The organism is Streptomyces sp. NPDC053673 (assembly GCF_055585225.1).
Genome location: NZ_JBVJKN010000002.1, coordinates 552,379 through 574,321, shown reverse-complemented (window position 1 = coordinate 574,321; position 21,943 = coordinate 552,379). Strand labels below are relative to the sequence as shown.

Genomic DNA, 21,943 nt, shown 5'->3' with positions numbered 1-21,943 from the left:
GTCTGAGGGTGCGTCAGCACAAGTTATCGGCAGTTTGCACATGCCGTTACCCGGCGCACGGGCGCGCGACCCCGCACCCCGGAATGACGGAAAGTCGCCTCCCCGCTACCGCGACTCACGCGGAGGGGGGTCCCAGGGACGCCGTCATACCAAAGGAGGACCATCGAGCCTCTCGGTCAGACCCAAGAGGGCCTCAGGAACGGGCACCGGGACGGACGATCCGGCACCGGAGCGGGCAGCACGATGGGGTGGTCCCCGAAAAGCGCTGTGACAGGAGAGCCGTCTCGTGACCACCACACCCACCGCCGCCCGCGCCACCGCGGTGGCCGCCCGCGCCATCGATCTGTCGAAGGTCTACGGACAGGGTGAGACCCAGGTGGTCGCCCTGGACCGGGTCACCGTCGACTTCCACCAGGGCGAGTTCACCGCAATCATGGGCCCGTCGGGCTCCGGCAAGTCCACGCTGATGCACTGCGTGGCCGGTCTGGACAGCTTCAGCAGCGGATCCGTGCGGCTCGGCGAGACCGAGCTGGGTTCACTCAAGGACAAGCACCTGACGCAGCTGCGCCGCGACAAAATCGGCTTCATCTTCCAGGCGTTCAATCTGCTGCCGACCCTGACGGCGCTGGAGAACATCACCCTCCCGATGGACATCGCCGGCCGCAAGCCCGACAAGCGGTGGGTGGAGCAGGTCATCGACCTGATCGGGCTGTCCGGGCGGCTCGGCCACCGGCCCGCCCAGTTGTCCGGCGGTCAGCAGCAGCGCGTCGCCGTCGCCCGCGCGCTCGCCTCGCGGCCCGAGATCATCTTCGGTGACGAGCCGACCGGAAACCTGGACTCCCGCTCCGGCGCCGAGATCCTGGGCTTCCTGCGCAACTCCGTACGGGAGCTGGGCCAGACCGTCGTCATCGTGACGCACGACCCGGTGGCGGCCTCGTACGCGGACCGCGTCATCTTCCTCGCGGACGGACGGATCGTGGACGAGATGCTCCACCCGACCGCGGACGGCGTGCTGGACCGCATGAAGGAGTTCGACGCCAAGGGCCGGACGAGCTGACCCGCGACCGCACCGGCTGACCCACGACCGCACCGGCTGATCCGCGACCACAGCGGACCCGCGACCGCACCCAAGACTTCCGGCCCTCACCCCAGGACTGAGACCACCATGTTCCGTACCGCCTTGCGCAATGTGCTCGCGCACAAGGCCAGGCTGCTGATGACCGTGCTCGCCGTGATGCTCGGCGTGGCGTTCGTCTCCGGCACCCTCGTCTTCTCCGACACCCTCTCCAACGCCTTCCGCAACCAGTCCGCCAAGAGCTACGACAACGTCGCCGTGGCCGTCACGTCGTTCGCCGACGAGGACGACGCCAAGGAACCCGGCATCCCCCAGAAGACCCTCGACAAGATCGGCAAGCTGGACGGGGTCGCCGCCGTCCAGGGCCGCGTCAGCGGCTTCGCCGGCGTCGCCGACCCCGACGGGAAGCTGATCGGCGTCGGCTGGTCCAACAAGGGCTCCAACTTCACCCCCGGCAAGGACGGCAAGGACCCCGCGTACGAATTCACCGACGGCACGGGCCCGGTGAAGGACGGTCAGATAGCCCTGGACAAGGACTCCGCGGACAAGGGGAAGTACCAGGTCGGCGACCGGGTGCGGGTCGCGACCAACGGGCCGGTGAAGGAGTACACCCTCAGCGGTGTCTTCACCACCCAGGACGGCGCCGTGAACGCCGGCGGCAGCCTCGTCCTCTTCGACACCCAGGTCGCCCAGAAGCAGTACCTCAAGCCGGGCTTCTTCAGTGAGGCCACCGTCGCCGCCGCCGCGGGCGCCGACGACGCCGCGGTCCTGAAGGCCGTCACGCCGCTGCTGCCGGACACGGCCGAGGCCAGGACCGGCCAGGAGCTCGCCGAGGAACAGGCGAAGCAGATCGAGGAGGGCATGGGCGCCCTCACGCAGGTCCTGCTCGGCTTCGCCGCCATCGCCCTGTTCGTCGGCGTCTTCCTGATCTCCAACACCTTCACGATGCTGGTCGCCCAGCGCACCAGGGAGATCGCGCTGATGCGCGCCGTCGGCGCCTCCCGCAAGCAGATCACCCGCTCGGTGCTGCTGGAAGCAGCCGTGGTCGGTCTCGTCGCCTCCGTGGTCGGTTTCCTGATCGGTATCGGCCTGGCCGTCGGACTGCGCTCCGGGATGGCCGCTTTCGACATGAAGATCCCGGCCGGACCGCTGGTCATCGGGGCAAGCCCGGTGATCGCCGCGCTCTCCGTCGGTGTAATGATCACGATGCTCGCCGCCTGGCTGCCCGGCCGCCGGGCCGCCAAGATCCCGCCGGTGGCGGCGATGAACAGCGTCCACGCGGTGGCCACCACCAAGTCACTGGTGCTGCGCAACTCCATCGGTGCCGTCATCGCCGGTATCGGCGCGGCGGGAATCCTCTGGGGAGCCTCGGTCGGCGGCGACGACGGCCGGATGTACCTCGGCGCGGGCGCGTTCCTCGCCCTGATCGGTCTGATCGTCCTGATCCCGCTGCTGTCCCGACCCGTCATCGCGCTCGTACGGCCGCTGCTCGTCGGTGCCTTCGGGGTGTCCGGCAAGCTCGCCGGCCAGAACGCGGTCCGCAACCCGCGCCGCACCGGCGCCACCGCCTCGGCGCTGGCAATCGGACTCACCCTGGTGACCGGTCTGACGGTGATCGGTGTCACGGTCGGCAAGGCTGTCGACAAGACGACCACGGACAACATCAAGGCCGACTACATGGTCACGATGGCCAGCAGCGGGGGCCTGGACAAGTCCGCGCTGAGCGCGCTGGAGAAGGCCCCGGGCGTCTCCGCGGTCTCGCCGCAGCAGTTCGTCCACTTCCAGGTCAAGGACGACTACGTGTCGGCCTCGGCGGTCACTCCCGGCGACATCGAGAAGGTCCTCAACGTAGAGGTCGTGGACGGCAGCCTGGGCACGCTCGCCAAGGGCGAGATCGCGGTCCCCGAGGAGACGGCCAAGAGCAAGGGCTGGAAGGTCGGCGACAGCATCCCGTTCACCTTCAACGACAAGAAGAAGAGCACGCTGAAGGTCGGCGCGGTCTACAAGGGCAGCGAGTTCCTCTCCGAGGTTCTCCTGGACACGAAGGTCGCTGACCCGCACGAGGTCAAGCCGTTCCTCCCACAGATCTTCGTGAAGATGGACGGCGGTGAGTCCGCGGCGAACGAGAAGGCCCTGGTCGACGCACTGGGCGGCAATCCGGCGATCAAGGTGATGGATCAGCAGGACATCCGCGCCGAGTTCGGCGGCCAGATCAACACCCTGCTGAACATCCTCTACGGGCTGCTGGCGATGGCGCTGATCATCGCGGTGCTGGGTGTGGTCAACACGCTCGCGATGTCCGTCTTCGAACGCCAGCAGGAGATCGGCATGCTGCGCGCGATCGGCCTGGACCGCCCCCGCGTCAAGCGCATGGTCCGCCTGGAGGCCGTGGTCATCTCGCTCTTCGGCGCGGTGGTCGGCATCGGCCTCGGTTCGTTCCTCGGCTGGGCGATCGGCGAGACCTTCGCGGACAAGATCCCGGGCTACGCGCTGGTCCTGCCCTGGGAGCGGATCGGGATCTTCCTGGTCCTCGCCGGACTGGTCGGTGTGCTGGCCGCCATGTGGCCGGCCCGCAGCGCCGCGAGGCTGAACATGCTGAACGCCATCAAGGCCGAGTAGCCGGAGCCGCACGGCAAAGGGCCGGGCTTCCCGAATCGGGGAGGCCCGGCCCTTCCGCTTGCGTCAGGAGCCCGCGCAGTAGCTCATCAGCTTGACGTGGTTGGCCTTGTACTGGTCGTGGATCGCCGCGTTGTCGATCTTCAGCAGCGTCTCGTCGTTCTGCCGCAGGGCCTGCCAGGAGTAGTTGTGGCTGCCGGTCCAGACGATCTTCTTGCCCGCGACGCCGTCGTACTTACCGTTGACGAGCAGGTACTTCGAGTGGAGCCCGATGTTGCCGGTGCGCCCGGCGGGCGGGGTCTCCCAGCACTCCACGCGCTGGGTCAGCTTGCCGGAGATGATGCCCTCGACGGTCGAGCCCATCGAGTTGACACCGGTACCCCCGCCGTTCGGGTCGGAGTCGTGCGCCAGGATGACAGAGCAGCCCGCGTTCACCATGGAGACCATCTTGGTGGCGATGTGTTCGCGGTAGAACAGGTTGGCCGCGATCCGCACCTCGGAGCCTGCCGCGCAGTCGACCTTGTCGAGGATCAGCTTGATCGTGTCGGTGGCCGGGTCGGTCTTGTACGTCGTGCCGGACGTCTCCTTGCGCGGGAAGAAGTACGTCTTGTACGCCGGGTTGGTCGCGCTGATCGGCGTCTCGTAGTAGTGGTCGAGGCCCGGGCCGGCGGCATGGGTCACATGGTCGGTGAAGTAGGCCTGGTAGTTGTCGTAGAGGCCCTTGTCGACAATCGTCACGGCGTTGTTGAAGAGACGCTCGCGCTGGTAGGTCGACAGGTTGGCCGAGGTCTGCACCACCACGTTGTCCGCTCCTCCCGTGTGGGAGAAGAGGAAGAACTTGTTGTGGTTGATCGCGTAGTCGGGGTCGCCGTTGGCCTTGGGGAGCACCCGGGTGCCGATGCAGCCACGGTCCAGGCCGCAGTCCAGAACCCAGGACGACTTGGTCCGGTCGGTGCCGAGCCCGGCGACGAGGTTCTCGTACTCGCCGCCGTCGGTCACCGTCTTGGACGACTTGTGGTCGACGATCACCTTCACGGAGACGCCCCGGTCCTTGGCCGCGATGAGCGCCAGCCGTACCGGGTCGTCGGTGAAGGTGTACATCGACACACTGATCGAGCTGCCCGCGGGGGCGTCATTGATCAGCGAGACGACGTAGTCGCGGACCTTGTCCTGCTCGGCGTCGGTGCCGGACGGGTCGTTGAAGACGGTGCCTGTGGTGACGGTGACGGCGGCGGAGGCGCTGCCGGGCAGCAGGGCGGTCAGCAGACCGGCTGCGGCGGCGGTGCCGAGCAGCCAGGAGGTGCGGCGGTGCACTTGTGGGTTCCCCCTAGGGATAGCGCATTCATGACAATCCGGACAGCGGAAGGGCGGGGCGCGCACACCAGGTGCGCACCCCGCCCGGCCGGTCCGGCCCGAACGTATCAACGCCGGTCGGACTCACTCCACTTACGGGACCGCAGCGGCATCCCCGAGCCGCCCGACTCCGGCGTCCGCACCGCCAGGATCTGGTTGACCCCGATCCGGTTGCGTTCGAAGGCGAGCGCCGACGCCGCCATGTAGAGCCGCCAGATACGCGCACGGCCCGGTGAGGTGCGGCGTACCGCCCCCTTCCAGTCCGCCTCCAGATTCGCCACCCAGGCGCGCAGCGTGCGGGCGTAGTGCTCGCGGATCGACTCGACGTCCCGGGCCTCGAAGCCGGCCTCCTCCAGGATCGAGACGGTCCTGCCGAGCGGCGCCAGCTCCCCGTCCGGGAAGACGTACGCGTCGATGAAGTCGTCCACCTGGTACGCCGCTTCGTCCGCCTCGGGGCGGCGCGCGATCTGGTGGTTCAGCAGCCGGCCGCCCGGCACCAGGAGCGCGTACAGGACGTCGGCGTACTCCCGGTAGCGGACGGAGCCGACGTGTTCGGCCATGCCGATGGACGAGATCGCGTCGAACGGGGCGTCCCTGACGTCCCGGTAGTCCTGGACGCGGATCTCGATCCGGTCGGTCAGGCCCTCCTCCGCGATCCGCTTACGGGCGTACGCCGCCTGCTCGCGCGAGAGCGTGATACCGGTGACCTGGGCGCCGTACTCCCTGGCCGCGTGGATGGCCATCGAGCCCCAGCCGCAGCCCACGTCCAGCAGCCGGTCCCCCTCCTTGAGCGCCAGCTTGCGGCAGACCAGGTCGAGCTTGTCGCGCTGGGCGTCCGCGAGACTGCCGCCGCCCTCCCAGTACGCGCACGAGTAGACCATCGAGGGGCCGAGCACCTGCTCGTAGAAGTCGTTGCCCACGTCGTAGTGGTGACTGATCGCCTGCCGGTCCCGCACCTTGGTGTGCAGCGGGCCGCGGCGCTTGCGTACCTCCTCGGCGGGCGGGGGCGGCGGGAGCCAGGCGCGGGGGCCCGCCAGCCGCAGCAGCTCCCGGGCGGCCTCGCGCAACTGTGGGTCGCGCAGCGACTGTGCCAGTCGGGCGGCCTCCGGCCGCGAGCCTCCCGTGGCGTGTTCCGTACGTTCCCAGATCAGGCCCGCGAGCCGGTCGAGGGCCTCGTACAGATCCCCTTCGACGTCGATCTCCCCGGCGACCCAGCCGCGGGCCAGGCCGAGTTCACCCGGTTTCCACAGCAGCCTGCGCAGGGCGCGGCGGTGCCGGATGACGAGGACGGGAGCGTCGGGAGGCCCCGATTCACTTCCGTCCCAGGCGCGGATACGGACCGGGAGCGGTGCTCCCGTGAGTTCCTCGGCGAGAGTGGTGAGCCGCGAAGCGGCATCGGCCATGGCGCACACCTCCGTGATGTCTGTTACCGGAAATGCCCAACACCACGTAAACACCGTCGGCGCGCAGATGCAGTCCCCTGAGCGCGCAAATGGACGGCAAAACAGATTCTTTCGCCATCTTTCTCGCCGTCCGGGTACCCCGAAGGGCGTCCGGGTACGCCGAAGGGGCCGTCCGCACCACGGATGGCGGACGGCCCCTTCGGGGTACTACAGCGGGGTCAGGAAGAAGCCTTGGCCTTCTCCGGGGCGGCCTTGGCCGCCGCCGGGGCCGGCTTCGCGGCCTCGTAGAACTCCTCGCGCGGCGACTCGATCGCACCGAGCGAGACGACCTCGCGCTTGAGGAACATGGCGAGCGTCCAGTCCGCGAAGACACGGATCTTGCGGTTCCAGGTCGGCATGGCCATACCGTGGTAGCTGCGGTGCATGTACCAGGCGAGCCGGCCCTTGAGCTTGATCTTCACCTTGCCCATGACGATCATCGCGACGCCCTTGTGCAGGCCGAGACCGGCGACCGCACCCTTGTTGGCGTGGCTGTACTCCTTCTGCGGGAAGCCCCGCATACCGGAGATGACGTTGTCGCCGAGGACCTTCGACTGGCGCAGCGCGTGCTGGGCGTTCGGCGGGCACCAGGCGTTCTCGACACCGGCGCGGCGCGAGGCCATGTCCGGGACCTGGGCGTTGTCGCCGGCGGCCCAGATGTAGTCGGTGCCCTGGACCTGGAGGGTCGCCTGGGTGTCCACGTGGCCGCGGGGGCCGAGCGGCAGACCGTAGCGGGACAGCGCCGGATTCGGCTTCACACCGGCGGTCCACACGATGGTGTTGGAGTCGACCTCCAGGCCGTTCTTCAGCACGACGTGGCCGTCGACGCAGGAGTCCATGGAGGTGTTGAGGTAGATCTCGATACCCCGGCCCTCGAGGTGCTCCTTGCCGTACTTGCCGAGCTTCGGGCCGACTTCGGGAAGGATCTTGTCGGCGGCGTCGACGAGGACGAAGCGCATGTCCTCGCGCTTGATGCTCTTGTAGTACTTGACCGCGTCGCGGGCCAGGTCCTCGACCTCGCCGATGGTCTCCGCGCCGGCGAAGCCGCCGCCCACGAAGACGAAGGTCAGCGCCTTGCGGCGGACCTCCTCGTCGGTCGTCGAGTCGGCCTTGTCGAGCTGCTCGAGGACGTGGTTGCGCAGGCCGATGGCCTCCTCGATGCCCTTCATGCCGATGCCCTGCTCGGCGAGGCCGGGTATCGGGAAGGTGCGGGAGACCGCGCCGAGCGCGATGACGAGGTAGTCGAAGGGCAGCTCGTAGGCCTCGCCGACGAGCGGCGCGACCGTGGCGACCTTGCGGTCCTGATCGATGGTGGTGACCCGGCCGGTGAGTACCTCGGCCTTGGGCAGCACGCGTCGCAGCGGGACGACGACGTGCCGCGGCGAGATGCTGCCGGCGGCTGCTTCGGGAAGGAAGGGCTGGTAAGTCATGTACGACCGCGGGTCGACGACCGTGACGGTCGCCTCCCCGTACCGCATCTTCTTCAGAATGCGACGAGCTGCGTACAGGCCTACGTACCCACCGCCTACTACGAGGATCCTGGGACGCTCCGTGGTGCTCATGCCATCGAGTATCCACCCCCCTCGGAGGGGTCGCTCGTGAGCCCCTTCACAAGCACTTGCCGACCCTCTGCTACACTCCGCCGCCCACGTGACCGAGGTCATGGCGAGGTCAGGGAACCACGATGTATCGGGGAACGTTGCCGAACCCTCCTGAGCTGGCCCCACGGCCGGATCCGGAAGGTGAACCGGCCCCTTGCCTCACGTGGACGCAACACGGCTGGAACGTGCCGGACCACGGGCGGACGGGCCGAGTTGGGCACAAAAAGAGGCCCGGAGGGCCGCCTGAAGGCACTTTCGACGGCCGACCGGGCCCATTTCCTTGTGAAGAACTTCACGAAGTTTCTCGCGGACCATGCCCCAGAGGCCGGAACAGGCCCCCCGGGAACCCCTCTCAGGCGATCGAGAAGGCGATCCCGTCAAGGATGTCGTGCTCCGAGACCACGACCTCCGGGACGCCCGTGCGCTCCATGATCTCCAGCAGCACCAGCGTTCCGGCGGTGATGACGTCCACCCGGCCGGGGTGCATCACCGGGATCGCGGCACGCTCGTCGTGCGTGGAGCGGAGCAGCCGCTCGGTGACCTCGGCGACCTGGTCGCGGGACATCCGGGAGTGGTGGATGGCCTGGGAGTCGTACGCGGCGTGCTCGTGCACGATCCCTGAGACGGTGGTCACCGTGCCGGCCAGGCCGACCAGGGTGCTCGCCTCGCGGATCGGGACGGTCTCCTCGGCGAGGTCGAGCGCGGCCGCGATGTCCGCGCGTACGGCGGCGACCTCCTCCGGCGTCGGCGGATCGTGCCGGATGTGCCGCTCGGTGAGCCGCACGCAGCCGATGTCCACCGATCGCGCGGCCTCGACGTGCTCGTGGCCGATGACGAACTCGGTCGAACCGCCGCCGATGTCCACGACCAGGCGCTCCTCGTGGCCCGGCAGCTCCATGGTGGCGCCGACGAAGGAGAACTCGGCCTCCTCGTCCCCGCTGATCACCTCGGGCTCGACGCCCAGGATGCCGATGACGCCACGGACGAAGTCCTCGCGGTTCTCGGCGTCGCGGGAGGCGGAGGTGGCCACGAAGCGGACCTTCTCCGCGCCGTGCGCCTTGATGATCTCCGCGTAGTCACGGCAGGCGGCGAAGGTACGCTCCAGCGCCTCGGGAGCGAGGCGGCCGGTGCGGTCGACGCCCTGGCCGAGCCGGACGATGGTCATCCGCCGGTCCAGCTCGGTCAGTTCACCGGTCGCCCGGTCGACGTCGGCGATGAGGAGACGGATCGAGTTCGTGCCGCAGTCGACGGCGGCGACGCGGGTCACTGGGCGTCCCCCTCGGTGCCGGTGCCGGTGCTGCCGGTTGTGGTTCCGGTGCTGCCGGTTCCGGTGCTGCCGGTTCCGGTGCTGCCGGTTCCGGTTCCGGAGACATCGGTGTCACCGGCACCGGGCTCGGTCACGGCTTCCGTGAGCGGGCTGACGCACGGGCCCTTCGCCCACCACTCCGGCAGCATCGCGATCGCCTCGTCGCCGAGCGGGTTCACCCCGGGCCCCGCCGCGAGCGAGTGGCCGACGAGGACGTGCAGACACTTCACCCGGTCCGGCATACCGCCCGCGCTCGGGAAGCCCTTCAGCTCCTCGATCGCGTCCCGGCGGGCGATGTAGTCCTCGTGCGCCGCGCGGTAGGCCGCCGCCAGTTCGGGGTCGGTCTGCAGCCGCTCGGTCATCTCCTTCATGACGCCGTTCGCCTCCAGCGTGCCGATGGCCGAGGCCGCACGCGGGCAGGTCAGGTAGTACAGCGTCGGGAAGGGAGTACCGTCCTCCAGCCGCGGGGCCGTCTCGACCACGTCCGGCTGGCCGCACGGGCAGCGGTGGGCGATCGCCCGCAGACCGCGCGGCGGGCGGCCGAGCTGGTCCTTGAACGCGGCGATGTCCGCCTCGGTAGGCGGGGTGTGCTCAGTGGTCGGCGGGGGCGTTTCCATGTATACGTACGTCTCTTCGTCTGTCTCGTCTGTTGCGTCTGTTGCGTCGTTGAGTTCGTGGCCTCGGCCGTACCGGTCAGCGGGGCGCGTCGGCGCGGTCGACGCCGTCCCAGACGTTCGAGTACCAGGGGTGGTCCGCTTCGCCCTCCTCGGGGCGCCGCTCCTGGCCGGCCCGGGGGTCGATCACGATGAAGCCGGTCTCGCCCGGCATGACCATGTGCAGATGCTCGCGGGCCAGCTTCATGATGTGCGCGTCGTCCTGGAGCCGCGCCTTCTCGTCGCGCAGCTCCTCGACGCGTTCGCGGGCCTCGGCCGCGAGCCGCTCCTGCTCGGCGATCTCGTTCTGCTGCGAGACGTACTGCCGCATCGGATACGCGAGCGCGACGATCATCGTGCAGACCACCAGCGCGAGGAAGGCGGCCCGGCCGGTCAGCCGGGAGCGGCGGGCCTGCCGGCGGTTCTGCGAGCGGTAGACACGGGCGGCGGTCTGCTCGCCGAGCAGCCGCAGCCGGGTCGCGGTGGAGAACCGGTCCCGGTTCTTCCCGGTCATCGCTCGCCTCCCCTATTACTTACGGCTGTTGCTCACGGCCATTACGTACGGCTGTTACGTACGGCCACTGCTCACGGCCTCGTGGTCACGTCCTCTTACGTACGTACGTCCCCGGACACGGTACGGGACCGCGGCCGGGGACGTACGGAGGCTGGTGCTTTACGCCGGTCAGCCCTTGAAGCGGGGGAAGGCGCTGCGGCCCGCGTACACCGCCGCGTCGTCGAGGATCTCCTCGATGCGCAGCAGCTGGTTGTACTTGGCGACGCGCTCGGAGCGGGCCGGGGCGCCGGTCTTGATCTGGCCGCAGTTGGTGGCGACGGCCAGGTCGGCGATCGTGACGTCCTCGGTCTCACCGGAGCGGTGGGACATCATGCACTTGAAGCCGTTGCGCTGAGCCAGCTCGACGGCGTCCAGGGTCTCGGTCAGCGAACCGATCTGGTTGACCTTGACGAGCAGGGCGTTGGCCGCGCCCTCCTCGATGCCGCGGGCGAGGCGCTCGGGGTTGGTGACGAACAGGTCGTCGCCGACCAGCTGCACCTTGGAGCCGAGCTTGTCGGTGATGGTCTTCCAGCCGTCCCAGTCGTCCTCGAAGAGCGGGTCCTCGATGGAGACGAGCGGGTACGCGGCGACGAGCTCCGCGTAGTACTCGGTCATCTCGGCAGCCGAGCGCGACTTGCCCTCGAACTCGTAGTTGCCGTCCTTGTAGAACTCGGAGGCGGCGACGTCAAGCGCGAGCGCGATGTCCTTGCCGGGCGCGTAGCCGGCCTGCTTGACGGCCTCGAGGATGAGGTCGAGGGCCTCACGGTTGGAGCCGAGGTTCGGGGCGAAGCCGCCCTCGTCGCCGAGGCCGGTGGACAGGCCCTTTTCCTTCAGGACCTTCTTGAGGGTGTGGTAGACCTCGGTGCCCCAGCGCAGGGCCTCGGAGAAGGACTCCGCGCCAATCGGGGCGATCATGAACTCCTGGATGTCCACGTTGGAGTCGGCGTGCGAGCCGCCGTTCAGGATGTTCATCATCGGCACCGGGAGCAGGTGCGCGTTGGGGCCGCCCAGGTAGCGGAAGAGCGGAAGGTCGGAGGCCTCGGAAGCGGCGTGCGCGACGGCGAGTGAGACACCGAGGATGGCGTTGGCGCCGAGGGAGGACTTGTCCGGGGTGGCGTCCAGGTCGAACATCGCCTGGTCGATCAGACGCTGCTCGGTGGCGTCGTACCCGACGAGCTCCGGGCCGATCTGCTCGATGACGGCGAGGACGGCCTTCTCGACACCCTTGCCCTGGTAACGGTTCTGGTCACCGTCGCGGAGCTCGAGGGCCTCGAACGCACCGGTGGACGCACCGGACGGGACGGCAGCACGGCCGGTGCTGCCGTCGTCGAGGCCGACCTCGACCTCGACCGTGGGGTTGCCTCGGGAGTCCAGGATTTCCCGGGCTACGACGACGTCGATGGACGGCACGAGCATCTCCTTCTGGGATGTGACGCTGAATGTGACGTATGCGAAGCAGGTGCAGCGCAGGTCGGTGCAGGGTCGCTTTGGCCTTGCGACACGAGCCTATCCGGCTCGCGGGCATCGGCCAGCCGGTGCCCGCCCCATGGGACGAAAAAGGGCACGAAACAGACAGAAACCCCGGCCCGGCGTGTACGGGGGGAAGGCGCGCCGGGCCGGGGAGCTTGGGGACGGGGGCTGGGAGCGGGGGGACGGGGGTGCGTACGACCGGTGGTCCGCCGGGTCCACCGGGTCCACCGGGTCCACCGGGTCCACCGGGTCCACCGGGTCCACCGGGCTACGGGTACCCGTAGGGGACTACGGAAGTCCGTCGAGGACTACGGAGCGCCCGGTCCGGGTCGGGGGAATCCCGGACCGGGGCCGGCCCCGGGTCCGGGTCGTCAGCTCAGGTGGAGCTTCTGGCCCGGGTGAATGACGTCCGCGTCGGCGATGACGTCCTTGTTCAGGTCGAACAGCTTCTTCCAGCCGCCCTTGACCTTCTTGGTCTCGGCGATCTTGCTGAGGGTGTCGCCGGCCTTGACCGTGTACTCGCCGTCGCCCTTCTTGAAGCCCTTCGCGGGGGCCGGGGCGGCGGAGCGCTCGGAGCGGGTGGTCGGGACCTCGGCGCGCTTCGGGGCGGGGGTCTCGGCCTTGGGGGCGGCCGGGGCAGCCGGGGCGGAACCGGTGTACGCGGCGTTGGACAGGCCCACGCCGCAGTTCGGCCAGGCACCCTTGCCCTGGCCCGCCAGGACCTTCTCGGCGATCTCGATCTGCTGGGCCTTCGACGCCTGGTCGGCGGTGGCGGCGTAGGCGGTGCCGCCGTACGCGGCCCAGGTGGAGGCCGAGAACTGCAGGCCGCCGTAGAAGCCGTTGCCGGTGTTGATGGACCAGTTGCCGCCGGACTCGCACTGGGCGACGGTGTCCCACTCGGAGGCGGTGGCGGCGGACGCGGTGCCGGTGGCGATCAGCGGAGCGGCGATCGCGACACCGGTGACACCGGCGAGCGAGGCGATACGGGCGGACCGCCGGAAGACGGTCGGGCGACGGTGCTTGCCCTTGCCGGAAAGCAGCATGGAGTTTTCCCCTCACCGACGCCTACGAGGTGAGCTGTCGGGTTCGGGCCAAGTGAGTTGCCCGGCCACGCGACTTGCGCGCGGCTTCACCCCAAGCCGTTCCCTCCCTCATCGGGCCGGTCCGGCACTTACCTTGGGTCCCCCGCTCCTGCCTTCGGCGCTTGCGCGTCGACTGTTCCCGTCGTCCGCCGGCAGGATTCGGCGTGCGGTCGTCGGGGCCCGCGATGGCGAGCAGTCCAGACCGTAAACGCACTTCTCCCCGATGTTCAAAGACGAACATCGGGGAGAAAACAGGCTTATTTGACTCGTAGAGATGTCCGTTTTTGCAGGTGAGAGGCGTGATGACCGGAGTTGACCGACAAGACACACCAGTTGACAGGAAGAGACTCATGTCTCACTTGCACAGAACCGGACATAAGGCAGCGAATTACTTCTTCAACTGCCCCTGATCCAGACCCAGATCGAGGCTCTGGCCAGGCAGGATGAGGTCGGCGTCGGAGCCGACGACCTCTCGGTTCGCCTCGTAGAGCGCGGGCCAGCCGCCGGGCACCTTTTCCGCGTCCGCGATCGACGACAGGCTGTCGCCGGGGAGGACGGTGTACCCATCTCCCGTAGCGGCACCCTCTCGTGCCGATCCGTCACCTCGTGAGGCATGACGACCGTATTCGCGCTCATCGCCCGAATTGTCTGCCTCGTCCTCGTTGTCGGCGGGGGCGCCGCGATGCTTGCCGGAGCCGGTGTCCGTGCCGGCGCCAGCGGCGGCGTCACCATCGCCCGCCGCGTCCGGGTCCTTGCCGGAACCGCTCGCGGAGCCGGCCGGGACGGACGGCTGGGCAGTCGGGGTGGACGGCTCGGCGTCCGGGGCGGACGAGGTCGGGGCTGAAGGCTTGGCGTCGGCGTCGGCGTCCGGCTCGGGCGCCACGTCCGCCCCGTCACCGAACGACGGGCTCTTGGCGCCCCCACCCTGTGCGGCGGGAGTGGAAGCGGCGCCGTTCCCGGGCTCGGTACCGTCCTGCACGAGACCGGCGATCTCCGAGCAGTTCGGCCAGGCCGCCGGCCCCTGGGCGGCGAACACCATCTCGGCGACCGAGATCTGCTGGGCGCGGCTGGCGAGGTCGGCGCGCGGCGCGTACGCCGTGCCGCCGTAGGCCTCCCAGGTCTCCTGGGTGAGCTGCAGGCCGCCGTAGTAGCCGTTGCCGAGGTCGGCGCTCCACATGCCGCCGCTCTCGCAGTCGGCGACGCGGTTCCAGGTGGTGGAGTCGGCGGCGGAGGCGGAGCCCGCACCGAGCAGCGGGATGGCGATGGCCGATCCGGTCACCCCTGCCGCGACGATGAGAGCGGGGGCCTGACGGGGGCGGCGGTGTCGACCGTTCCCGGAGCGCATGCGGTGTGCCTTCCGTGTGACAACAGAAAACTCCTGAGTCCGCCGAGTCGGTTGAATCAGCGAAGACCCCGAGTCGGGGTGAACGTAGCCGCACTCGCGCGTCAGTCACAAGTCGATGCAGCGGAGATCACGTAAAAGTCACAGTCCTGACGGAGCGTCAGTTCAGTGCGGGCTCCGCGGGGGCGTGAACTCAACGGGCAGAGTGCGCAATCCACGCATAATGAGCCCGCCACGCCACCGCAATTCGGAAGGATCGACTGCAAGCCGCAAGTCGGGCAGTCGCGCCAGCAGCGTCGCGAGCGCGGTCTGCCCCTCCAGACGCGCGAGCGGCGCGCCGAGGCAGTAGTGGATGCCGTGTCCGTACCCGAGGTGCTGATTGTCCCGGCGGCCCAGATCGAGCGTGTCGGCATCGGGGAACCGGTCGGGGTCACGGTCGGCGGAGGCGAGGACGACGAGGACGGGGTCGCCCGCGGCGATGCGCTGCCCGCCGAGAGTGAGCGGTTCGGTCGCGAACCGCCAGGTGGCGAGCTCGACGGGCCCGTCGTACCGGAGCAGCTCCTCGACCCCGGTGGCGAGCAGCCCGCTCTCGCCGGCCGCGAGGGAGGCCTGGAGACGGTGGCGCTGCTCCGGGTTACGAAGCAGGGCATACACGCCGTTACCGATCAGATTGACGGTGGTCTCGAACCCGGCGAAGAGGAGGATGAAGGCCATGGCGGCGGCCTCGTTCTCGGTGAGGTGCTCGCCGTGGTCGGACGCCTTGATGAGCCCCGAGATCAGATCGTCAGCCCCTTCTTGCCGAAGGCCTTCGCGCTTGCGGTGGATCAGCTCGGCCAGATAGCCGCGCATCTTCTTCACCGAGCGCGCGACCCCGCCCCGCGGCCCGCCGCCATGACGGATCATCATCCCCGCCCAGTCACGGAAGTCGTCCTGGTCCTCGCGCGGGACGCCGAGCATGTCGCAGATGGCGTAGATGGGGAGGGGGAACGCGAACTCGTGGATGAGGTCCGCCTCCCCCCGTGCGGCGAATCCGTCGATGAGACGGTCCGTCAGCTCCTGTACGCGCGGGGCGAATTCGGCGACCCGGCGCGGGGTGAACGCCTTCGACACGAGACGGCGCAGCCGGGTGTGGTCGGGCGGATCGATGTTCAGCAGATGCGTCATCAGCTCCGCCTTGCGCTCACCCGGGATCCCCGTCTTCCCCTTCGCGTGCGCCGGCTCGTCATGATGCGCGGGATTCTTGCTCAGCCGCTGATCCGCGAGCGCCTGCCGCGCGTCCGCGTACCGGGTCACGAGCCACGCCTCGACGCCGCTGGGGAGGGCGGTCCTGTGTACGGGGGCGTGCTCGCGGAGCCAGGCGTAGGCGGGGTAGGGGTCGGTGGCGAACTCCCAGGTGAAGAGTTCGGGGGCGGGTGTATTGCTCACGCCTCGACGTTATCCGGACCGTCCGGGTTCTGGCCTGGGGCCTTCTCGGCGCCGTGGCGGCCCGGCCTCCGCCTGGAACGCGGCTCGCGCCGCGGATCCCACCGACGCGTCCGTGACCATCGACTCGACGAGAACGGTCGCCCCCGATGCGGCCGGTGCCGCCGACTCCGCTTCCACAGAAGCAGATCACTCGGCCGGCTTGGCCTCCGCCGCCAGGATGGCGTCCCGGTAGGCGCGGGCCGCGGCCCGCAGCGCGGCCTCCGGGTCGTGGCCCTCGGCCTCGGCCCGTACGGCCATGGCCAGCAGTTCGTAGCCGATGCCGTGGTCACCGGCGGCGGACGGCAGCTCCACGTCCAGTCCGGCCGTCCGCACGCGTGAGGCGAGCTTCGCCGCGAGCGCCAGCCCGGGCTGGCCCAGCGGGATGCCGTCCGTCACCGAGTCGCGCTGCTTCTCGACGGCCTTCGTGCGGAGCCAGTGCTCCTTGACGTCCTCCGGGGTCTCGGCGTGGGCGTCGCCGAAGACGTGCGGGTGGCGGTGGATGAGCTTGTCGACGATCGTGCCGGCCACGTCGTCGATCGAGAACGGCTCGTCCCCGTCCTCGGCGCGGCCCTCCTGTGCGATGCGTGCGTGGAAGACGACCTGGAGCAGTACGTCGCCGAGTTCCTCGCGCAGCTCGTCGCGGTCTCCGTCCTCGATGGCCTCGACGAGTTCGTAGGCCTCTTCGATGCCGTACTTGGCGAGGCCCTTGTGGGTCTGCTGCGAGGACCACGGGCACTCGCGGCGGATCCGGTCCATGACCTGGACGAGGTCGAGGAGACGAGCGCCCGGCAGGTCGTAGGAGCCGGGGAGCAGCTCCAGGTCGGGCATCCGGACCCGGCCGGATCCGGCCATGCGGGCGAGGCCGTCGGTGAGGGGCTGGTCGCCCTCGCCGGACGGCAGGACCACCACGGTCCGGCCGCCGGCGGCCGCGTCCACCAGTTCCTGGGCGGCCGGCGCGGCGATCTCGACGTCGATGCCCGCCTCGCGCAGATAGGGCAGCTGCGGATTGCCGGGGTCCGCGCACAGCACCCGGTCCGCGGCGCGCAGCGTCTGCCAGGCCGGCCAGGACAGCAGTCCGGGCGCGACGCGGTGGCTGGCGGTGAGCAGGACGATACGGCCGGGCTCGACGGGGGCTTCAGCGTTCACCCCTCGACCCTACGTCCCCCGGGGAGCCGGTCAGGCCCCGGCCTGGACCGCCTGCGGCTCCTTGGTGACCTGGGTGATCCACGGGGCCTTGTAGTCGCCGAGCTGGATCTTCGTGTCGTCCCAGGTGCCGTAGCGGGGGTTCACATCGATGTCGAGGCCCTTCGACGCCTCGGTGAGCGCGGCGCCGACCTTCTGCTGTCCCTGCGGGGTGCCGAGGTCGGCCCCGAGGGCCTGGGCGAGCTTGGTCAGCAGGACCTCCTCACGGACGGCCTGGTCGATCTGGCCGGGGGCGACACCGCGCTGCTGGAGCAGCATCGCGGCGAGCTGCTCCTCACCGCCGGACTGCTGCACCGCGGCCGCCCGCGCCTCCTGGATCTCCTTGCGGGAGACGGTGACACCGGCCTCGTCCGCGGCGTGCTCCAGGATCCGGTCGAGGATCATGCCGTGCAGCTTGGCGCGGCTCAGCTGCCCCGTGTTCTTGATCAGCTGTCCGGACTCGGGCGACGCCTGCTGAGCCGTCCGTACGTCCTTGACCTCGGACTGGAGCGCCGACACCTCGATCCGGTCACCGCCGACGACGGCCGCGGCGCCCGGATGGGCCTCGTTGCCACAGGCGGCGAGCAGGGGGCCCGCGGCGACGAGCGCGGCGGAGAGGGCGAGCGCGGTGCGACGGCGGCGGTGCAAAGGGGCCTCCCGGCGTGCGGTGGTGATTGTGACGCGGTGCACAAAGACCTTGCGATGATCGATGGTAGGCAGTCGGCGTGGCGCAGGCCACTACTTCGAGGCCACTGATTCGGTCAACGACGTGCCGGCCGGTTCGGGTGCGCCGGCGGGGCGGCGACCGGGCTCCGGCCGGAGCATGATCGTGCGGGACACCACGAAGGTGATCGGAATCGCCGCGGCGGCCGCGATCAGCGGGGCGTAGCGGCTGCCGAAGTGGAGAACGTCGACCAGCAGGTACACACCGCAGGTCGTGATCACGAAGTTCGCGGCGTTGGTGAGCGGGAAGAGCAGGAACTTCCGCCAGGTCGGACGGGTCCGGTACGTGAAGTACGAGTTGAGGAAGAACGAGCCGACCATGCTGAGCAGGAACGCCAGGACATGTGCCGCGACGTACGGCATCCAGGGCAGAAGCAGCAGGTAGCAGCCGTAGTACGTCGCGGTGTTGACCACGCCGACCAGGGCGAACCGGAACATCTGCGCCTGGATCGTCATCGGCGTACGAGTTCCCCCTGCTCTTCTCCCGCGCTGCGCCGCGGCTGCTGCCGCGGCAGTCCGGCGTTGGTCGCCGCCACCAGATAGTGCGGGCGGCGCTTCACCTCGTAGTAGATACGGCCGACGTACTCACCGACCACGCCGAGCATCACCATCTGGACGCCGGCGAGAGCGACCACTGCCACGAGAAGTGTGACATAGCCGGGGGTATCCACCCCGTTCACCAGGGCGACACCGACGATCCAGATCGCATACGCCATGGCGACGGACAGCAGCAGCAGCCCCAGATAGAGGGCGGCCCGCAGCGGTTTGTTATTGAAGGAGAGGAGTCCGTCGAGACCGTAGTTGAGCAGCTTGCCGAAACTCCATTTGGAGCGGCCCTGCTCACGCACCGCATTTTCGTACTCGAAGGTCGTCGTGCGGAATCCGACCCAGGCGAAGAGGCCTTTGGAGAAGCGGTTGTACTCGCTCAGTCCGAGGATGGCGTCCACGGCACGGCGGGACAGCAGCCGGAAGTCGCCGACGCCGTCGACGAGTTCCACATCCACCAGCTTGTTGATGAGCCAGTAGTAGGCGCGCGCCGTAACGGTACGGGTGACCCGGTCGCCCTTCCGGGTGCGGCGGGCGATGACCTGGTCGAATCCCTCCTCGTGCAGGCGCAGCATGCGGTGGACCAGCTCGGGCGGATGCTGGAGATCGGCGTCCATGATGACCACGGCGTCACCGCCGGCGTGCTGCAGTCCGGCCAGCATCGCGGCCTCCTTGCCGAAGTTACGGCTGAAGGAGACATAGCGGGTACGGGAGTCGGCCGCGGCGATCTGCTCGAGGAGAGCGAGCGTACGGTCCTGGCTTCCGTCGTCCACATAGACCAGTTCGAATTCCTGGCCGAGCAGAACGAGTTCCTTGGTCACATGCTCATGGAAGCGGTTGATGATCTCCTCTTCGTTGAAGCACGGGACAACAATCGAGATCAGCACGGAAGAACAACAACCGACGTGAATGTCGGGGGCGGATTCCACACATGGCGGGCAGGCGACCATTGCGTGAACTGGCCTCATGGTGGCTCTATTCGCGATCCATGGCCTGGCATATTCGAGGAACCATGCCGACCTTGGACAACACCGCACCGGCCGTGGACACCGCGCGGACCACCGCAGACGGCGACGCCATGGGCTCGGACACTGCGGACTCGAACACCGCGGACTCGGACACCACCCGGGACGCCCCCGCCGTCCGCGGCCGCGCCACCGCGCTCGCCTCGCTGCTCACCATCGTGGCCGTGTGCGCCGGTGACGCCGTCGCCCGGAGCTTCCCGTTCGGACCGAAGACACGCAGTGTCAACGACCTGGGCAATCAGTTCGTGCCGTTCCACGCCCATCTGTGGGACCTGCTGCACGGCCGCGCCGGGGGCGGGCTGCTGCTCAACTGGCAGTCCGGGTACGGCACAAGCTTCCTCCCCGACCTCGGGACGTATCTGACCAGCCCGTTCGCCGTGCTCGTCGGGCTCTTCCCGCGCGAGGACATCGATCTCGCGGTGTACGTGATCACCGTGCTGAAGATGGCCGCCGCGGCGGCCGCGATGACCTGGCTGCTGCTCACCCTTCGCCGCGGCGGTGACCGCTGGTGGGTGGCGGGGGTGCTCGGCGCCTCGTACGCGCTCTGCGGCTGGTCCGTCATCGAGGCCTCGTACAACCCGATGTGGCTGGACGGGCTGATCGCCTTCCCGCTGCTCTGCCTGGTCGGCGAGTGGGCTCGTGCGCGGCGGCGTCCCGTCCTCGGCGCGCTGATCGTCGCCGTGGCCTGGACCGCGAACTTCTACACCGCCTATATGGCGACCCTCGGCGCCGCGCTGGTGCTGGTGCTGCGGCTGGTCCTGGACGAGAAGGAGACGGCGGTACGGGACCGGATACGGGTGGTGACACGAGCCGCCGGGACCACCCTGCTCGGCGTCGCGCTCGCGACGCCCGTGCTGCTCCCGGTCTTCCTCGGCTCGAAGCACGCCCACCCCGGCGTGATCCGCACCTTCGCGCCCGCCGGGTGGTCCGATGTGTTCGCCCGCACGCTCCCGGCGACCTACACCTTCTCCACTCCGGCCCTCTTCCTCGGCACGGGGACGCTGCTGCTCGCCTGCGCCCTGGTCTTCCACCGGGGCGCGCCGCGGCGCGAGCGCCGGTGGTGGACCGGGCTGGCGGTGGCCGTCGCGCTGTCGATGCAGTGGGGGCCGACCCATCTGGCCTGGCACATCTTCGCCACGCCCAACGGCAGTCCGTACCGGCAGTCCTTCGTCCTCGCCGGCGTTCTCGTGATCGCGGCATGGGTGTGCGTGGCGCACGCGTGGCCGGGCCGGCGGGCACTGCTCGGCGGTACCGGGGTCCTGGCGGTGATCGCGCTCCGCGCGGCGCCCAGTGATGTGGTCACCGGATGGACGTACCCGCTGTTCGCACTGGGCCTTGCCGGGGCGGCGGGCGGGCTGATGCTGGCACGGCTCAAGAGCCGGCGGTACGTCGTGCCCGCGGCGCTGCTGCTCGCCGCGGCCCTGGTCGGACAGGCGGCGGCAACCATCGCGTACACCGACCGGCAGCGCCTCGGCCGGCTCGACGACTATCCGGCGTGGGGCGCGGCCCACGGCGTACGCGCCGCCACGGTGGCCCGGGCCGACGGCTGGCCCGCGTACCGGACGGACCCCGGGCGCGAGCAGATCACCGGCAACGACCCGATGCTGATGGGCGGCGAGGGCGGCGCGTACTACAGCAGCCACACCCCCGCCGTGCTCACCCGCACGATGGCCTCGCTCGGAGCCGGCTGGACCTCACGCGGCCGCAACGTACAGAGCCTGGACAATCCGGTCACCGACGCGGTCTTCTCGGTGGGCGCGCGGGTCCGCACGGCGCCCGGCGCGGGGCCGGGGGTCACCCGGACCGAGGTGCCGCTGCTGGTGACGGTGCGTCCGCGGGGACCGGAGCCGCGCTACGGCGACTCGCCGTTCCGCAACCAGGAGCTGCTGCTCGGCGCCAGGGTGTACGGAGATCCCGTCGGCGGTGTCTGCCCGGCCGGCACCGAGGTCTTCCTGTGGGCGCCCGACTACAGGGGTACGGCACGGCTCGGCGACGGAAAGCCGGTCAAGCTCACCGGCGGACTGCCCAAGCGGCGCGCCCCGATGACCTCGCTCGGCACGTCGGGCGGACCGGAGTCCCGGATCACCTTCGCCACGAAGGAGCCGCGCGACTGGAGCGCGGGCTGTCTGGACCGCGGCAGGCTGACGGCCGCCGTGGCCCGGCTGAAGTCCACCGGGGCGGTGTCCGTCGAGGTCACCGACAGCGGCGTACGGGCACAGCTGCCGCCCGGCTCCACCGGCACGGCCGTCCTCGCCGCGCCCCGGATCGCCGGCTGGAGCTGCAACGGGAAGCCGGCCGGCCACCATCTCGGACTGGTCGCCGTCCCCCTCGACGGGACGACCGACACCGTCGACTGCTCGTTCCGTACGCCAGGGCTGCGGGCCGGTGCGGCGACCGGCGGGGCCGCGCTGGTGGTGCTGGTGGCTGTCGCGCTCGTACCCGCCGTACGGGCGCGTCGACGGAAGGACACCAAGACTTCACCCGAACGGCCCCCGTTGGTGGCCTCTTGA

At 69.6% G+C, this 21,943-nt stretch carries 17 protein-coding genes and 1 riboswitch; of the genes, 3 read left to right on the top strand and 14 right to left on the bottom strand.

All coding sequences use genetic code 11. The annotated features are described in order from the left end of the window. Positions 1-286 precede the first annotated feature (286 nt). Together ACZ6ZQ_RS05800 and ACZ6ZQ_RS05795 are read left to right on the top strand one after the other, a co-directional pair. On the top strand, positions 287-1,057 hold the full coding sequence (locus tag ACZ6ZQ_RS05800; RefSeq protein WP_469767288.1) for an ABC transporter ATP-binding protein: 771 nt from the start codon (positions 287-289) through the stop codon (positions 1,055-1,057). Positions 1,058-1,165: 108 nt separating this feature from the next. Beyond that, on the top strand, positions 1,166-3,694 hold the full coding sequence (locus ACZ6ZQ_RS05795) for an ABC transporter permease (protein WP_469767287.1): 2,529 nt from the start codon (positions 1,166-1,168) through the stop codon (positions 3,692-3,694). Between the two features lie 63 nt (positions 3,695-3,757). Here the strand turns inward: ACZ6ZQ_RS05795 and ACZ6ZQ_RS05790 are convergent, their stop codons facing one another. From ACZ6ZQ_RS05790 to ACZ6ZQ_RS05725, 14 genes are all read right to left on the bottom strand, one after another. Next, the gene (locus ACZ6ZQ_RS05790; protein ID WP_469767286.1) at positions 3,758-5,005 is read right to left on the bottom strand and encodes a phospholipase D-like domain-containing protein; all 1,248 of its coding nucleotides are present in this window, start codon (positions 5,003-5,005) and stop codon (positions 3,758-3,760) included. Positions 5,006-5,112: 107 nt separating this feature from the next. Then, complete coding sequence (locus ACZ6ZQ_RS05785) at positions 5,113-6,447, bottom strand: class I SAM-dependent methyltransferase (RefSeq protein WP_469767285.1); 1,335 nt, start codon at positions 6,445-6,447, stop codon at positions 5,113-5,115. 218 nt (positions 6,448-6,665) lie between these two features. Beyond that, positions 6,666-8,048 carry an NAD(P)/FAD-dependent oxidoreductase gene (locus tag ACZ6ZQ_RS05780; RefSeq protein WP_469767284.1) on the bottom strand — a complete coding sequence of 461 codons (1,383 nt, stop codon included), beginning with the start codon at positions 8,046-8,048 and terminating at the stop codon, positions 6,666-6,668. Between the two features lie 391 nt (positions 8,049-8,439). Further along, on the bottom strand, positions 8,440-9,354 hold the full coding sequence (locus ACZ6ZQ_RS05775; protein WP_469767283.1) for a Ppx/GppA phosphatase family protein: 915 nt from the start codon (positions 9,352-9,354) through the stop codon (positions 8,440-8,442). Next, positions 9,351-10,010 carry a DUF501 domain-containing protein gene (locus tag ACZ6ZQ_RS05770; protein WP_469767282.1) on the bottom strand — a complete coding sequence of 220 codons (660 nt, stop codon included), beginning with the start codon at positions 10,008-10,010 and terminating at the stop codon, positions 9,351-9,353. The genes ACZ6ZQ_RS05775 and ACZ6ZQ_RS05770 overlap by 4 nt, the downstream gene beginning before the upstream one ends. Before the next feature lie 76 nt (positions 10,011-10,086). Further along, the gene (locus ACZ6ZQ_RS05765) at positions 10,087-10,560 is read right to left on the bottom strand and encodes an FtsB family cell division protein (protein ID WP_469767281.1); all 474 of its coding nucleotides are present in this window, start codon (positions 10,558-10,560) and stop codon (positions 10,087-10,089) included. 168 nt (positions 10,561-10,728) lie between these two features. Further along, positions 10,729-12,009: a phosphopyruvate hydratase gene (gene eno, locus ACZ6ZQ_RS05760; RefSeq protein WP_469767280.1), complete on the bottom strand. Its 1,281-nt coding sequence runs from the start codon at positions 12,007-12,009 to the stop codon at positions 10,729-10,731. A 431-nt stretch (positions 12,010-12,440) separates the two neighbouring features. Then, the gene (locus ACZ6ZQ_RS05755) at positions 12,441-13,112 is read right to left on the bottom strand and encodes a transglycosylase family protein (RefSeq protein WP_469767279.1); all 672 of its coding nucleotides are present in this window, start codon (positions 13,110-13,112) and stop codon (positions 12,441-12,443) included. A gap of 4 nt (positions 13,113-13,116) precedes the next feature. After that, a riboswitch (cyclic di-AMP (ydaO/yuaA leader) is annotated at positions 13,117-13,282 on the bottom strand. 257 nt (positions 13,283-13,539) lie between these two features. Further along, complete coding sequence (locus ACZ6ZQ_RS05750) at positions 13,540-14,430, bottom strand: transglycosylase family protein (RefSeq protein ID WP_469767278.1); 891 nt, start codon at positions 14,428-14,430, stop codon at positions 13,540-13,542. Between the two features lie 228 nt (positions 14,431-14,658). After that, entirely contained in the window at positions 14,659-15,918 is a 1,260-nt protein-coding gene (locus tag ACZ6ZQ_RS05745; protein ID WP_469767277.1) for a cytochrome P450 family protein, read from the bottom strand. A 186-nt stretch (positions 15,919-16,104) separates the two neighbouring features. Beyond that, positions 16,105-17,103 carry a nucleoside triphosphate pyrophosphohydrolase gene (locus ACZ6ZQ_RS05740; protein WP_469767276.1) on the bottom strand — a complete coding sequence of 333 codons (999 nt, stop codon included), beginning with the start codon at positions 17,101-17,103 and terminating at the stop codon, positions 16,105-16,107. Positions 17,104-17,133: 30 nt separating this feature from the next. Continuing rightward, entirely contained in the window at positions 17,134-17,787 is a 654-nt protein-coding gene (locus tag ACZ6ZQ_RS05735; RefSeq protein ID WP_469767275.1) for a SurA N-terminal domain-containing protein, read from the bottom strand. Positions 17,788-17,877: 90 nt separating this feature from the next. Further along, the gene (locus ACZ6ZQ_RS05730; RefSeq protein WP_469767274.1) at positions 17,878-18,318 is read right to left on the bottom strand and encodes a GtrA family protein; all 441 of its coding nucleotides are present in this window, start codon (positions 18,316-18,318) and stop codon (positions 17,878-17,880) included. Continuing rightward, a complete protein-coding gene (locus ACZ6ZQ_RS05725; RefSeq protein ID WP_469767273.1) occupies positions 18,315-19,295 on the bottom strand; it encodes a glycosyltransferase family 2 protein in 981 nt (326 codons plus the stop codon). The genes ACZ6ZQ_RS05730 and ACZ6ZQ_RS05725 overlap by 4 nt, the downstream gene beginning before the upstream one ends. A gap of 125 nt (positions 19,296-19,420) precedes the next feature. Here ACZ6ZQ_RS05725 and ACZ6ZQ_RS05720 point away from each other — a divergent pair, with 125 nt between their 5' ends. Continuing rightward, on the top strand, positions 19,421-21,943 hold the full coding sequence (locus tag ACZ6ZQ_RS05720) for a YfhO family protein (RefSeq protein WP_469767272.1): 2,523 nt from the start codon (positions 19,421-19,423) through the stop codon (positions 21,941-21,943).